The 14678-nt window shown below is 57.4% G+C and carries 10 protein-coding genes; 2 read left to right on the top strand and 8 right to left on the bottom strand.

Annotated elements, in window-relative coordinates; all coding sequences use genetic code 11:
- Positions 1-21: 21 nt before the first annotated feature.
- The 3 genes from AC2FNU_RS05750 to AC2FNU_RS05740 are packed head-to-tail and all read right to left on the bottom strand — an operon-like array spanning position 22 to position 2419.
- Complete coding sequence (locus tag AC2FNU_RS05750; protein WP_496785906.1) at positions 22-693, bottom strand: CPBP family intramembrane glutamic endopeptidase; 672 nt, start codon at positions 691-693, stop codon at positions 22-24.
- Entirely contained in the window at positions 690-1337 is a 648-nt protein-coding gene (locus tag AC2FNU_RS05745; protein WP_496785902.1) for an aminotransferase class IV family protein, read from the bottom strand. The genes AC2FNU_RS05750 and AC2FNU_RS05745 overlap by 4 nt, the downstream gene beginning before the upstream one ends.
- On the bottom strand, positions 1292-2419 hold the full coding sequence (locus AC2FNU_RS05740; RefSeq protein ID WP_496785974.1) for an aminodeoxychorismate synthase component I: 1128 nt from the start codon (positions 2417-2419) through the stop codon (positions 1292-1294). Before AC2FNU_RS05740 ends, AC2FNU_RS05745 begins: the two co-directional genes overlap by 46 nt.
- A 178-nt stretch (positions 2420-2597) precedes the next feature.
- Here AC2FNU_RS05740 and carB point away from each other — a divergent pair, with 178 nt between their 5' ends.
- Entirely contained in the window at positions 2598-5942 is a 3345-nt protein-coding gene (carB, locus tag AC2FNU_RS05735; RefSeq protein WP_496785899.1) for a carbamoyl-phosphate synthase large subunit, read from the top strand.
- Between the two features lie 229 nt (positions 5943-6171).
- Here carB and AC2FNU_RS05730 read toward each other — a convergent pair whose 3' ends face one another.
- Genes AC2FNU_RS05730 through AC2FNU_RS05720 form a run of 3 tightly spaced genes read right to left on the bottom strand, consistent with a single transcriptional unit; the run spans position 6172 to position 10726 of the window.
- Positions 6172-9213, bottom strand: coding sequence for an efflux RND transporter permease subunit (locus tag AC2FNU_RS05730; protein WP_496785894.1), 3042 nt, complete (start codon positions 9211-9213; stop codon positions 6172-6174).
- A gap of 11 nt (positions 9214-9224) precedes the next feature.
- Entirely contained in the window at positions 9225-10262 is a 1038-nt protein-coding gene (locus AC2FNU_RS05725) for an efflux RND transporter periplasmic adaptor subunit (RefSeq protein ID WP_496785890.1), read from the bottom strand.
- Positions 10259-10726, bottom strand: a complete 468-nt coding sequence (locus AC2FNU_RS05720) for a MarR family winged helix-turn-helix transcriptional regulator (RefSeq protein ID WP_496785888.1) — start codon at positions 10724-10726, stop codon at positions 10259-10261. Before AC2FNU_RS05720 ends, AC2FNU_RS05725 begins: the two co-directional genes overlap by 4 nt.
- Positions 10727-10885: 159 nt before the next feature.
- On the opposite strand from AC2FNU_RS05720, the gene AC2FNU_RS05715 reads away from it, so the two are divergent.
- Positions 10886-12010 (top strand): beta-ketoacyl-ACP synthase III, encoded by a 1125-nt coding sequence (locus AC2FNU_RS05715; protein ID WP_496785886.1) that lies wholly within the window; start codon positions 10886-10888, stop codon positions 12008-12010.
- Positions 12011-12017: 7 nt separating this feature from the next.
- On the opposite strand, the gene AC2FNU_RS05710 is transcribed toward AC2FNU_RS05715, so the two are convergent.
- Complete coding sequence (locus AC2FNU_RS05710; protein WP_496785883.1) at positions 12018-13820, bottom strand: hypothetical protein; 1803 nt, start codon at positions 13818-13820, stop codon at positions 12018-12020.
- A gap of 178 nt (positions 13821-13998) precedes the next feature.
- Complete coding sequence (locus AC2FNU_RS05705; protein WP_171091651.1) at positions 13999-14460, bottom strand: hypothetical protein; 462 nt, start codon at positions 14458-14460, stop codon at positions 13999-14001.
- Positions 14461-14678 lie beyond the last annotated feature (218 nt).

The raw sequence follows: 14678 nt of genomic DNA, 5'->3' as shown, positions 1-14678 counted from the left end.
AAGTCAAGGCAGGTCGCCCCGTCAAAACGGCCTTTGCACGTTGCCAGAGTAGAAATAGACGCCCAGCCCGACAGCAAAGATGATATTGCCCGCAATTGCGTGCAGCAGCACCGCATAAAAGAACGAGCCGCGCCGCCGGTACGCCCATGTGAACAGCAACCCGCCCGCAAAGGTCATGAGGGCGACAATCCAGCTCCAGTACATCAGATGCGCGAACGAGAATATGGCTGCGTTCAGTAAATAGGCCGCGCGCCCGTCTGGCAGGATCGCGTGATACCGGCGGAAGAACAAAGGGCGGAACAGCAGTTCTTGCGGCAGGGCAGACAAAAGCGGATAGCCGATCCAGATAAAGGCCAGCATCTCGGGTCGGTGAATAGCCAGGAAAAACGCCGCATCCGGGCGCTTGAACTGGATCAGCACAATGCAGAAAAAGGTCATTACTGCGGTGAACAGCAATACTTCTCGCAACGACCAGTTGGCCCACTCATAGCGCAGTTCAGCCCATTGAAAGCCCGGTGTCTGATGCAGCAAAACAATGCCCAGCCCGGTCAGCGCAAACAGCGCGGGAAACATCCAGTTGGGTGGAAAGAGTACGGCAATCAGCAGTGGCAGTCCGATATAGAACAGCCCGAATTCCAACCGCAGCCGCAACAGCGCAACAGGCGGGCCGATCAAAGTGCTGTCTTTGGTCACGTGTCTGTCAGCTCCACCCGGATCAACCCGCGCAATGAATTGCCCATGTACACAGTCCGCGCGTTTTGTAGATCGGTCAGGGTCAGCACGGCCTCGGTCACTGTTTCTTTATCCAGCAGCTCTTCGCGTAGAATACCCGGCAACAACCCGCAGGACAGCGCAGGCGTCAGAAACCGACCATCAGGCATTTCAACAAACAGGTTGGTGATGGTGCCTTCGCAAAGCTCTCCAAGTTCGTTTTGGAACAACAGCTCGTCTGTACCATCCGGCAGCGAGGCACGTGCCTTGTCATACAGCGCACGGTGGGTGGTCTTGTGCCGCAACCATAAGTCGTTTGACGCCAGGCTTTCTTTGGACAGGGACACGCGCCAGATCGGCGGGTTTTCAGCCAAAGCACCCGTCGTCAGTTCGAATGCGCCGCTCGCATCCAGCGTTAGCCTGCAGCGCAATGGCGCATCACCCACGGCAGCGGCCAATGCCTCAGCTGCGGCATCCAAGTTGAACGGAAGACCGAACACCCGAGCCGTGCGGGCCATACGCGCCAGATGGCGGTCCTGCCGCACAAATCCCTGATCCGGCCGGAAGGCCATTGTTTCGATCAGGCGGAAATCAGGCTCATTTGACGGGCAAAGCGGGCTTTCCATAGCGCCTCCTCGTATTCTGACGGGGCGGTACTGTCCCAAACGAGACCACCGCCCACGTTCAACGTGGCGTGATCATCCTCCAGCATCAGGGTACGAATGGCCACATTGAACTCGGACCGGCCATCCGGCGCGGCCCACCCGATAGTCCCACAATAGATGTCACGCGGCCAGGGTTCCAGTTCGGCCAGAATCTCCATCGCGCGAATCTTGGGTGCGCCCGTGATCGAGCCACAAGGGAATAGCGCCGACAAAATATCATCCAGCCCCACGTATTTGTGCAACTGAGCACGCACCAGCGAGACCATCTGGTGCACAGTGGCGTAGGTCTCGACCTTGAACAGCTCGGGCACGTGAACAGATCCGGGCAAGGCCACACGGCTGATATCGTTGCGCAACAAATCAACGATCATCAGGTTCTCGGCGCGATTCTTTTCGTCCGTGGTTAGAAAAGCCCGGCGCTGCGCGTCTTCTTCCGGGTCGTCGCTGCGCGGTTGGGTGCCCTTCATCGGGCGGGTTTCGATCTTGCCCGCCTCGTCCGTACGAAAGAACAGTTCGGGTGATCGGCTGAGCAAATCGGGCAATCCGTCCTGTTGCACCAACGCTCCGTGGCCAACCGGTTGCCCTGCAGCGAGTGATGCATAAAGCGTTTCGCTGGTGCCCGAGACTGTTAGATCAATCGGAAAGGTCAGGTTGGCCTGGTAAATGTCGCCAGCACCGATAGCATCGTGCACGGCCTGAAACGCCTGCGTATAACGCGCCTCGTCCCAACGGGGTTCAAAATTGCTGACCTCTCCTGCTGCCATTGGTAGGGCAACACGATCCGGTGCGCCGTAAACCCCAAAACACAACAAAGGCAGGCGGCGATCCTTGGGCAACAGGTTCAGCAACCGGGGTTCCAGCGCATAACCAAGCTCGTAACTCGCATACCCCGCAACCCAGGCACCGTCTGCGCGCACCTCATCCAGCGCCGCCAGAGCCTGGGGCACCTCTTCCGCAACATCCGCGCGGATGATTTGAGACGGACGTTCAAACCGGGTTCCACGCCCGGCCGGTCCCTGATCGAAACGAATACGCAATTGCATCCTCATTTGCCGTGTGGGGCGATATAGAGAATACTCTGCCAAGGGAAAGGGGGGAAAGCGGCAATTTCGCTTCTGTTTCCGATACCCCTTGAACCTTTTCGCGCGGTCCCTATAACGCACGACAATTTGGGCGCTTGGGCGGTGCCCGCGACTCATGCGAAATCGAAGGGGCCAGACCATGCCGAAGAGAACCGACATTCAGTCGATCATGATCATCGGGGCGGGTCCCATTGTTATCGGTCAGGCTTGCGAGTTCGACTATTCCGGCGCTCAAGCCTGTAAGGCGCTGCGTGAAGAAGGCTACCGGGTCATTCTGGTGAACTCGAACCCCGCCACGATCATGACGGACCCCGGTCTCGCGGATGCCACCTATATCGAGCCGATCACACCCGAAGTAGTCGCCAAGATCATCGAGAAAGAACGCCCCGACGCCCTGCTCCCCACAATGGGCGGCCAGACCGGCCTGAACACGTCGCTCGCACTGGAAGAGATGGGCGTGTTGGACAAGTTTGGTGTCGAGATGATCGGTGCCAAGCGCGACGCCATCGAAATGGCCGAAGACCGCGCCCTGTTCCGTGAGGCGATGGACCGGCTGGGACTGGAAAACCCCAAGGCGACCATCGTAACCGCGCCCAAACGTGAAGACGGTTCCACTGATCTGGATGCCGGCGTGCAGATGGCGCTGGACGAGTTGGAAGAGATTGGCCTGCCCGCCATCATCCGCCCGGCGTTCACATTGGGTGGAACAGGCGGTGGCGTGGCATATAACCGCGAGGATTACATCCACTTCTGTCGTTCGGGCATGGATGCCTCGCCGGTTAACCAAATCCTTGTCGATGAAAGCCTGCTGGGCTGGAAAGAATACGAGATGGAGGTGGTGCGCGACACTGCCGACAACGCGATCATCGTCTGTTCCATCGAAAACGTCGATCCGATGGGCGTTCACACCGGCGACTCGATCACCGTCGCCCCTGCCCTGACGCTGACCGACAAGGAATATCAGATCATGCGCAACGGCTCGATTGCCGTTCTGCGCGAAATCGGCGTCGAGACCGGTGGATCCAACGTGCAATGGGCGATCAATCCCGATGATGGCCGTATGGTCGTGATCGAGATGAACCCGCGCGTGTCGCGGTCTTCGGCACTGGCGTCCAAGGCAACCGGTTTCCCGATTGCGAAAATCGCCGCAAAGCTGGCCGTGGGCTACACGCTGGACGAGTTGGACAACGACATCACCAAGGTCACGCCTGCCAGCTTCGAGCCGACCATCGACTATGTCGTCACCAAGATCCCGAAATTCGCGTTCGAGAAATTCCCGGGGTCTGAGCCCTATCTGACCACCGCGATGAAATCGGTCGGCGAAGCCATGTCCATCGGTCGCACCATCCACGAATCGATGCAAAAAGCGCTGGCTTCGATGGAATCCGGCTTGACCGGCTTTGATGAGATCGAAATCCCCGGCCTGAACGTGGGCGTGTGGGACGAAGCCGACGACAAAGCGGCTGTGATTAAGGCGATCAGCCAGCAAACGCCGGACCGCCTGCGCACCATTGCGCAAGCGATGCGTCATGGTCTGACCGATGACGAGATTTTTGGCGTCACCAAGTTCGATCCGTGGTTCCTGGCCCGTATCCGCGAGATCATCGAGGCCGAGCGTCAGGTGCGCAAAGACGGTCTGCCGATGACCGAAGAAGGTATCCGCAAGCTGAAAATGCTGGGATTCACCGACGCGCGCTTGGGCAACTTGACCGGCCGTGACGAAGACAACGTCCGCCGCGCCCGCCGCAATCTGGGTGTTACAGCCGTGTTCAAACGCATCGACACCTGCGCCGCCGAATTCGAAGCGCAAACGCCCTATATGTACTCGACCTATGAGGCCCCGATGATGGGTGAAGTCGAATGCGAGGCACGCCCGAGCGACCGCAAAAAGGTCGTCATTCTCGGCGGTGGCCCGAACCGGATCGGTCAGGGCATCGAGTTCGACTATTGCTGCTGTCACGCCTGTTTTGCGCTGACCGAAGCGGGGTACGAGACCATCATGGTCAACTGCAACCCCGAGACGGTTTCGACCGACTATGACACCTCGGATCGCCTATATTTCGAACCGCTCACCTTCGAGCACGTCATGGAAATCCTGACGAAAGAGCAGGAAAACGGCACGCTGCACGGTGTGATCGTTCAGTTCGGCGGTCAGACCCCGCTGAAACTTGCCAACGCGCTTGAGGCAGAAGGCATTCCGATCCTCGGAACCACCCCGGACGCCATCGACCTGGCCGAAGACCGCGAACGGTTCCAGGCGCTGGTCAACGATCTGGGCCTGAAGCAGCCCAAGAACGGCATCGCGTCTACCGACGAACAGGCGCTTGAGATCGCTGAAGAAATCGGCTTCCCGCTGGTCATTCGCCCCTCCTACGTGCTGGGCGGCCGCGCAATGGAAATCGTGCGCGATATGGATCAGCTGCGGCGCTATATCAACGAGGCCGTTGTGGTCTCGGGTGACAGCCCCGTTCTGCTCGACAGCTATCTGGCCGGTGCCGTGGAACTGGACGTCGACGCGCTGTGCGATGGAACTGACGTCCACGTCGCGGGCATCATGCAGCATATCGAAGAGGCTGGCGTTCACTCGGGCGACTCCGCCTGCTCGCTGCCGCCCTATTCGCTGTCCGCAGAGATCATTGACCAGATCAAGGATCAGGCGTTCAAGCTGGCCAAAGCGTTGAACGTTGTTGGCCTGATGAACGTGCAGTTCGCGATCAAGGACGATGAGATCTATCTGATCGAAGTGAACCCCCGCGCCTCACGCACCGTGCCATTCGTGGCCAAGGCGACCGACAGCGCAATTGCATCAATCGCCGCACGCATCATGGCAGGCGAGAAACTGGCCAACTTCCCGATGCGCCCTGCCTACAAGGAAGGTCAGGACACCAAGATCGCCGACCAGATGACGCTGGCCGATCCGGATATGCCGTGGTTCTCGGTGAAAGAGGCTGTAATGCCCTTCGCTCGTTTCCCTGGCGTTGACACCATTTTGGGCCCGGAAATGCGTTCGACCGGTGAAGTCATGGGCTGGGACCGCGACTTCCCACGCGCTTTCCTCAAGGCGCAGATGGGCGCGGGGATGGTGCTGCCGTCCTCGGGCCGGGCGTTCATTTCCATCAAGGATACCGACAAAGGGAACGCCATGCTGGAAGCGGCACAGGTTCTGGTGGACCAGGGCTTTACGCTTGTGGCGACCCGCGGCACGCAAAGCTGGCTGGACGAACAAGGCGTTGCCTGTGAGGTTGTAAACAAGGTCTACGAAGGCCGCCCGGATGTGGTGGACATGCTGAAAGACGGTCAGGTGCAGTTGGTGATGAACACTACCGAAGGCGCGCAGGCGGTCGAAGACAGCAAGGCCATCCGCTCGATCGCGCTGTATGACAAAATCCCCTACTTCACCACCGCCGCCGGAGCCAACGCCGCCGCACTGGCGATCAAGGCGCAGGCCGAAGGGGATGTAGAGGTGAAGTCGCTGCAGGGGTGATCCACGTCGCCTGAGCTACAATCGGCTCATTCAAGAACATAAAGATACGCGCCCGTTGAACTGAAATCAGCGGGCGCGCATTTTTTGCAGAACTCAGGAGTACGAATAATGCGCACAATTCTGGTTCTCGCTGCACTCACAATTCTGGCCGCCTGCGATGTGCCGTTTGTTCCATTAATTTGATGCAACCGGGTCTGGGAGTTCAGCCGGACCCGGTTGCACCTTGACTTCAAGCTGCTTGCGCCTCGCGTCTTTCATCCCGCTTGAAAAACAGCAGGTAGAAGACAGGAGCTGCGACCATTGTCAGGATAGTGGCAAAGGCCAGCCCGCCCATGATGGTCACCGCCATCGAGACAAAGAACGCGTCTGTCAGCAACGGCGCCATACCCAGAATGGTCGTGATTGCCGCCAGCATCACGGGACGCAAACGAGAGACCGAAGCTTCGACAATAGACTCGCGCAGGGGTTTGCCGGTGGCACGCACAAGATCAATCTCTTCGACCAGAACAATACCGTTCTTGATCAACATACCCGACAGGCTGAGCAGACCCAGCAGCGCGGTGAACGTGAACGGCAGCCCTGTTCCCAGCAGGCCAATGACCACGCCGTTCACTGACATCGGCACCAGCAGCCAGATGATGATCGGCTGGCGGATCGCGTTGAACAGCAGGACCGAGATCAGCACCATGATCAGCAGGCTCAGCGGCAATTGCTTGCCCAAGCTTTCCTGTGCATCGCGCGAGTCCTCGAACTCTCCGCCCCATTCCATCTTGTAGCCCGGGGGCAGTTCGATGGCTTCGATGGCGTCGCGGACTTCGGCATGGACCTGCGCCGCTGTCAGATCGGGCGGAATGTCTGCTCCGACGGTGATCGTCAGAACACGGTCGCGGCGGTGAACAAGTGTATTGAGCGACTTGTACTCGAACCCATCAACCATCTGTTCAATCGGCACAAACCGCTCGGACTGATCCGAGTAAACCACCTGATCCACAATCGAATAATCGCCATCGGCCGGTCGGCGCAGGATGATCGGGATCTGACGATCACGTTCGCGCAGCACGCCACCGGTGATGCCGTCGGTCGAGAATTGCAGCGTTGCAGCTATGTCTTCACGCGTGACGCCGGCAGTTTGCGCGCGTTCGGTGGCATAGATCGGTTGCACCGCCAGCTCCTGTTCACGCCAGTCGTGATGGACAAGCAGCGCGTTCGGCGATGCGGCAGCCATGCGCTGCACGGCCTCGTCTGCAAGCTGACGCAGCACAACCGGATCACTCCCCGAGAACCGAGCCTGGATCGGATCACCGCCACCGGGACCAAAAATCAGACGTTTGGTTCCAAACTCGCCTTCGGGAAACTGAACAGATCCGAACGCCTCAAGGTCCGCCTGCAATGCCGGTATGTCCTCAAGGCTTTCGGTGCGGATAATCATGTGCCCATAGCTTGGGTTCGGCTTTTCTGCCGAATAGGTCAGCATGAATCGCGTTGCACCCTGCCCCACGAAGGTTGTGACCGAAACGACATCCTCACGTTCGGCCAGCCAGTCCTCGAACACCGCCATATCCTGCGCTGTACGTGCAATCGGCGTGCCTTGCGGCAGCTTGTAATGCACGAAGAACAAAGGCGTGTTCGAGTTGGGGAAGAACTGCTGCTTCATCAATCCAAACCCGGCGTAGCACGCAACCGTCACGCCGATGAGGCCCGCGACAACCAGCCAACGGAAACGCAGAGCAAAGCGCAAGGTCGCACCATATACGCGGAACAGGATGCCACCATAGGCGTCGATCTCACCTTCTTTGCCCTGCTTGAAGAAGTAATGGCCCAGCAACGGCGTGACGGTGATGGCCAGCACCCAGCTCAGCAGCAACGAAATACCGATCACGGCAAACAGCGAGAACAGGAACTCACCCGTTGCATCGGGGCTAAGACCGATGCCTGCAAAGGCCATGATACCGATTACGGTGGCCCCCAGCAGCGGGATCTGGGTTTTCGACGCCACATCTTCGGCGGCATCGCGCGAGGATTTGCCGCGCAACATCGCGATCTGCATCCCTTCGGCCACCACGATGGCGTTGTCCACCAACATCCCCATGGCAATAATCAGGGCCCCGAGTGAAATTCGCTCCATCTCGATCGAAAACAGCGACATGAACAAGAGCGTTCCGACCACGGTGAGCAGAAGGGTCGAGCCAACTACGATGGCGGCACGCCACCCCATGAAGATACCCAGTACGGCAACCACGATGGCCACGGACATGGCGAGGTTGACAAGAAAGTCGTTCGAGGCCTGCTCGACCACCACGTGCTGCTGGTAGATCGGTAAAATATCAACGCCAAAGGGAATGGCCGTGTTCAGGTCTTCGAATTTGGCATCGACCCGTTTGCCCACTTCAACGATGTTTTCCGTGGACAGCCCGGCGATGCCGAGTGTGAAGGCTTCGGTCCCATTATAGCGTATCATGATGTCAGGGTCGGTCTGACGGGCACGATAGACATCGGACATGTCAAACAGGTTGATCACCTGCCCCTGCGAGCCAACTGAAAGACCTGCAATAGCGGACACACTGTCCGAGCCTTCTGCGGTCAGAATAGTTGTCCGGCCGCTTTCCGAGCGTAATGAGCCCGAGGAATTGACCGAATCCGCATTGGCGATGGCTTCGTTGATCGCCTGAAGCGGAACGTTCTGGTTAACCGAGATCGCCAGATCCGGTTCGACAAAGATTGCCTCGTTCGGCAGGCCCTGCACCTCAACGTCTGCCACACCGTCTACGGTCAACAGCTCGCGCCGCAGGAATGTGGCCAGCTCATGCTTTTCAGCGTCGGAAAACCCTTCGGCCGTGACGGCGTAGAACAGGCCAAACACGTCACCAAAACCGTCATTCACGTAAGGTTGGCCAACACCGGATGGCAGGCCACGCGCGGCGTCGCGCACTTTGGCCCTGAGCCGGGTCCAGATGTCGGGCAATTCGCTTCCATCGTAAGTCGATTTGATCTCGACCTCGATCAGAGACTGTCCGGGCTGGTTGACCGAGGTGATAACGTCCACTTCACCCATCTGCTGAATGGCAGATTCCAGTGGCTCTGACACCTCAAGCGCCACCTGTTCCGCCGTAGCACCAGGGTATTGCGTTGCGATAACGGCGTTTTTGATTGTGAAGGCCGGGTCTTCCAACCGGCCCAGCGACAGGAAACCCCAGATGCCGCCAAACAGGGCAATGAGGATGATCAGCCATGTGTACAGCGGCCGATCAATTGAGCCACGAGCGATGTTCATCCGTCAGCCCCTTAATTTGCGAAACCGGTAAAGCGGCGCACCGCCTGGCCGTCGGTCAGCACTGCACCTCCGGCGACGACCACTTCGTCACCGTCGGACAGCCCCGTCAGAACCCGTACATCACCCGTTTGCGACGGTTCGATCGTCACAGGCACACGGCGAACGGAACCTTCATCCGCACCGACCGGAGAAAAAACAAAAACGCTTAGGTCTCCGGTTGCATCGGCCACGATGGCCGTTGGCGGTACGAAGATTCCGCTAAGCCCATCATTGACTTGCACGTTTACAGTAACGGACGAGCCGGGAAATATCTGCAAACCCTCAGGCGGGGTCAGGCCAAACTGGATTCGGAAGGTTTGGCCGACGCTTGAGGTTTCGGCGTCGAATTCACGAACTTCCAATGGAAAAACTTCATCACTAACGGGGAACTTGGCTGTGATGGTGATGTCTTCGTTCTGACCAGAGCGTTGGAACAGGATCTCTGGCACGTCCACTTCAATGCGCAATTCAGACATGTCATGGATGCGGACAATAGGAGCACCTGCCGAAACAGTGGTGAACGCCTCGACCGCGCGGCTGGAGACCAGCGCATCAAATGGTGCGGTCAAGGTCGCATGATCCAGTTCATATTCCGCGTCCCGGACAGCAATCGCAGCCAGCTGCGCTTCGGTTTCCGAGTCGTCGACTGCCACCTGGCTTGCCGTTGTACCCCGCAGACGCGAGAGGCGCGCAACGGTGCGGTCAGCTTGTTCCTTTTGTAACCGAGCCCGATCCAGACGCAGTTCGAATGGTTCCTGATCCAAACGTGCGATCAGACCATCTTTGGGGATCACAAAGCCTTCGTTGATCGGAAACTCGACGATCTGGCCCGATACCTGAAAGGCCAGGTCAACGGTTTGACGCGCAGCTACGCGGCCAAAGAACTGGCGGGTAAAGCCGGGCGCCGTTTCGCGCACCTGCATGAGTTTTACAGGTTTTGGAGTGTCTTGAGCGGCAATGGGGCTTGCCAGAACGGCCAGAGCAAGGCCGATAGAGGTCAGGAGTTTCATTTCTTCAATCCCTCGGGAATTCCCGTTTTCAAAACGTTGTCACGGATTTTGCGCGCCAGTCGCGCGAATTCGGCAGTTTCTTCTTTGTTCAAACCAGAGGCTCTGTGAAAAAGACCTCCGGCCTCAGTGACCAGCATGTTGCGCGCCTCTTCACCTTTTTCGGTCAGCACCAGCAACCAGGCCCGGCGGTCTTCCGGGTCGCGTTCGCGGGTCAGATAGCCCGCCTTTTCCAATGCGTCGGCAGTGGCAGTGATCGTGGACGGGACGCTGAGCATATCGGCTGCCAGCACGCCCATACGTTTCGGCTGATCCAGTTTGATCAGCATGTGGCATTCTGGATGGCTCAGATCTGTTTCGATACAGTCAAAGGTTTCTTCAAGCTTCCAGTACAGAGCATAGACCCCCATGATCGCCTGAATCTCGGGGCTGAGGCGATTAAGCCGGACACTGGTGTCATCTTGCATTGGTGGTCTCCGCGCGAGTCAGAGAGGCATATACTTCGAATTATGAACTATTCAAGATATGAAGTTAGACTTGTGAATACATTCCCTTGGGTCAACATACCTTGATCAAATCACACCGTGACTGCATTTTGGGCAGATCCGAAACATTCAGGGCTCGCCATGTATACCCCCGCCATCACCGGTACCGGTGTCTTTACGCCTCAGAACGTCATCACCAATGCCGAACTGGTCCAAGCGTTCAACGCCTATGCCGACAAACAAAACGAAAAGAACGCCGAGGCCATAGCGGCTGGTCAGATGGAGCCGATGCAGCATTCCTCGGAAGAGTTCATCGTCAAGGCGTCGGGGATCGAGAATCGTTTTGTGATGGACAAGGCTGGTGTGCTGGACCCTGACGTCATGCATCCAGCCCTGCGCCAACGTAGCGATGAAGAACCCGGGATCATGACCGAGATGGCGGTTGATGCCTGCAAGAAAGCAATGGCACAGGCCGGGCGTACGGCTGCGGATGTCGATCTGGTGATTTGCGCCGCCTCGAACCACGAGCGTGCCTATCCGGCGATTGCAATCGAAATACAGCAGGAACTGGGCATCGATGGATTCGGCTTTGACATGAATGTCGCCTGTTCTTCGGCTACATTCGGCATTCAGGCAGCTGCAGACATGGTTCGGTCAGGATCGGTGCGCGCGGCGCTGGTGGTCAATCCCGAGATCTGTTCGGGCCATCTGGAGTGGCGGGACAGGGACTGTCACTTCATCTTTGGCGATGTGGCGACGGCAACCCTGATCGAACGGATCGAAGAAGCCAATGGCCCGCATTTCGAAATCCTGTCAACGCGTTGCGCGACTGCGTTTTCGAACAATATCCGCAACAACAACGGATTCCTGCGCCGCTCGCGCCCGGATGGGATGATTGATCGGCGCGACATGCAATTCATGCAGAACGGGCGAAAAGTGTTCAAAGAAGTGTTGCCGATGGTCAGCAAACACATCAGTGACCACATGGAATCCGAAGGAGTGGCCAATACCGACCTGAAACGCCTTTGGTTGCATCAGGCGAATAAAACCATGAATGATTTCATTGGCAAAAAAGTTCTGGGCCGCACGCCAGAGGCCGGCGAACAACCCAACATCCTTCAGGATTATGCCAACACCTCATCTGCTGGTTCGATCATCGCGTTTTCTAAATATTCGGATGATTTGCAAGAGGGCGATCTGGGTTTGATCTGTTCTTTCGGGGCCGGGTATTCGGTGGGCTCGGTGATTGTAAAGCGCCACGCCTGAACAACGCCTAATTTTCGGCCGTCACCTTGAAAATCTGGAACGCGTCACTGTGCGTGCCCTGAATACTGCTAAGGTAGTCCGGCACCTCGCCTTCGACCAGCCGAGTTTGCAGGCCACGCCCTTCCGACGCCCATGCCCAGAATTCAGCCCTTGGTGCTGACGTGCAGAGCATAACGTAGTCTACGCCCAGCGCAGCCAGGCGCGGTGCTGCTTTGGAGGCTTCGATCCGGAACAGGTCAATTTGCGCCAGAATTCCGGCCTGATTCCGATGGTAGTTTCCACCCAGAACCGAATGGTCCGTGTATCGCAACACATGTGCGGCAAAGTCGAAATCAACCAGAACCATGCCGCTGGGTAGACTTTGCAATGCCGCGTAAGCTTGCGGCGTACGGCATGGCACCCCTTTTTCTGACGCATCCTGTCCAACAGCGGCAGCCGAAGCGGCGAATGAGGGTTGAGAAAGTGCACCGATCTGTTTTTCCAAACTGATGCCGACCTTTGGCGAAGCACAGATTACAAACGCAACCATCGCCAGTCCGGCCACCATTCGACGATCCCGCGTGTAAGACAGATAAAGCACGCGAAGAATCTGCGCCTGAACCGCCACGAGCGAAACGCTCAGGAAGGTCATCATCCGGGTCTGGTAGAGGAAAACGACGAATCCGGCAGCAATCAAGGCCAGAAACAAGGTGTATTCCAATCTGGCCTGCGATCTTACGGCGAAGGCAAGTGCCGCTCCCATTGTGAGAATGGACATGGCGATCAAAGCCACGGCCTCACCCCTGTGTCGCTCAAGCACGACGGAAATGTTTTGAGCCTCTGCCACCTGGCTTAACCAGTAGTCCCGCATGTCTTGGGGCAGAGCGTCGATCGGATTGCTGAGACAGTGAGGGGCAATCGTAAGTGCGATGGCCAGTGTCACCACCGCAAGCGCCATGCAGGCCCCGAACCGACCCGAAACAGACCAGCCCGAACCGATCCAGGCCGCAGTCAAAAGTCCAAGAGCGGCAATGCTTGCGGGCAAGGCCACGCTCAGGGTCAGGGCATCGCAACTGGGGTAGAAAAACCCATCTCGACCTGTTGTGGCAAAGCTGGTCAGCGCAAGTGTAACTGTCAACGCAGTCGCGAAGGCCATTGTGCGCTGACGGGAAGACGCACCATTGGCAATCCAATCAATGGCGCAAAACACCGCAATAAGGGCGACCTGAAGGATCGATTCAGTGCCGACGGACACTGAAAGGGCCAGACAAACGCCCAGCAGCCATGCAGCATAGGACCTGTCTTTTCGCAGTACAAAAAAAGCAAGCCCCGCTGCAAAGAGAAGGATTTGAAGATTGTGATGATCGAACGAGAAATAATCGAACTTTCGGGAGTGTTCGAGTGTCAGAACCCCGATAACCAAAGCCGAGATAGCGCCCTCGCGCCCCCCCAACACACCGCCTGTCACTGCAAAAGCCCATAGGGTTAGCGCGGCCAACAGCGCTGGCCATGCAAAGGCCGTGATCTGAAAGGCAATGTCCGGTGCCACGACCGTGCCCAACACACTATAGACCCCTGCAATCGGAGCATCCACCAAACGCGACCAATGCATCAGGGTGCCACCATCAGGGCCCAGCCGATGCTGATAGGGGTCGAACCAACCCTGCCCGGCAAGAAGGTCGCGCACACCAACCCAGCGCATCACATCGTCAGACCCTTCATAGTGGCCGCTGAGCGTCATCAGGACCACAAGCATCGCAAAGGCGCACAGGAAAGCCCACCGAACCACCGGGTCGGCGTGACCGCTATAACGCTTTTGCGATGTCTGCATGTCTTTGTGCCCTCGACAGCATAGTCTGCGCCAAGTGTCTAACGCATGGACGTGACTGAATTGAGGCACGCTGCACCGTGTGGGACCATGTTTTGACCGTAAATCAGTGTCACGCCATGAGGCCAAAGCAACCGGCGGTTTTCAGCCTGCGCGCGAGTATTCACCTGCGACGGTAGGCTCAGCTGACGCTTTCTTCTTCCAGATGCAGCTTCATCTCGATCAGGACCTGTTGCAGCAGACTGGTTTCTTTCAGCAGTCGCTTGGCCTCGTTGACGGTGATGATGCCATCTTCGATGGCAGCCTGATATTCTGTCATCAGCATCGCAAACCGCTGGCTGAGCGCGATCACATCCGAATTTACACCACCTGTGCGCGGTTCATCCGAGTTGCGATCACCATATGAAAGAGTGATGTTTTTCAGATCAGCCAAAGCGGATGTCACATGCGGATAAGACGCTGCATTTTCAAGGCGAGCCACTGCATCGACTGGCATAAACCTGTCCGCATGTTCGGCGTTGTCGGAATAATACCGCCCTAATGTGGCCTTGGATTTCCCGGTAATTTCACATGCGGCCTCGATTCCGACGTCCTTGACCAATGCTTCAGTATGCTTCTTCAGATAGGCCCCGATATCTGCCATTTTTTTACCTTTGTTACCTGCAAACGCCCGCCCGATGTCCAAACGGGGGAAAGCGTCGGGAAATTTCCCATAACTGAGTCATAATTGAAATGTCATACATTGACTATCCCTCAGATAAGCGGGGGATTTTGTGAGTGAGTGGCGGCAGTTCAAGCCGGTAACGAGTGATTGCGAGGTGGTATTGTTTGGCCTCGCTGCGTTTTGGCCACATGTTGGCC

The sequence above is a fragment of the Ruegeria sp. BHSB064 genome, assembly GCF_059613205.1.
This window is presented reverse-complemented; position numbering and strand designations above follow the sequence as displayed.

Coding starts and splice junctions, on each gene's coding strand:
- AC2FNU_RS05705 (WP_171091651.1), bottom strand. CDS start 14,460: ATGGCAGATATCGGGGCCTATCTGAAGAAGCATACTGAAGCATTGGTC.
- AC2FNU_RS05740 (WP_496785974.1), bottom strand. CDS start 2,419: ATGCAATTGCGTATTCGTTTCGATCAGGGACCGGCCGGGCGTGGAACC.
- AC2FNU_RS05725 (WP_496785890.1), bottom strand. CDS start 10,262: ATGAAACTCCTGACCTCTATCGGCCTTGCTCTGGCCGTTCTGGCAAGC.
- AC2FNU_RS05715 (WP_496785886.1), top strand. CDS start 10,886: ATGTATACCCCCGCCATCACCGGTACCGGTGTCTTTACGCCTCAGAAC.
- AC2FNU_RS05745 (WP_496785902.1), bottom strand. CDS start 1,337: ATGGAAAGCCCGCTTTGCCCGTCAAATGAGCCTGATTTCCGCCTGATC.
- AC2FNU_RS05730 (WP_496785894.1), bottom strand. CDS start 9,213: ATGAACATCGCTCGTGGCTCAATTGATCGGCCGCTGTACACATGGCTG.
- carB (WP_496785899.1), top strand. CDS start 2,598: ATGCCGAAGAGAACCGACATTCAGTCGATCATGATCATCGGGGCGGGT.
- AC2FNU_RS05720 (WP_496785888.1), bottom strand. CDS start 10,726: ATGCAAGATGACACCAGTGTCCGGCTTAATCGCCTCAGCCCCGAGATT.
- AC2FNU_RS05710 (WP_496785883.1), bottom strand. CDS start 13,820: ATGCAGACATCGCAAAAGCGTTATAGCGGTCACGCCGACCCGGTGGTT.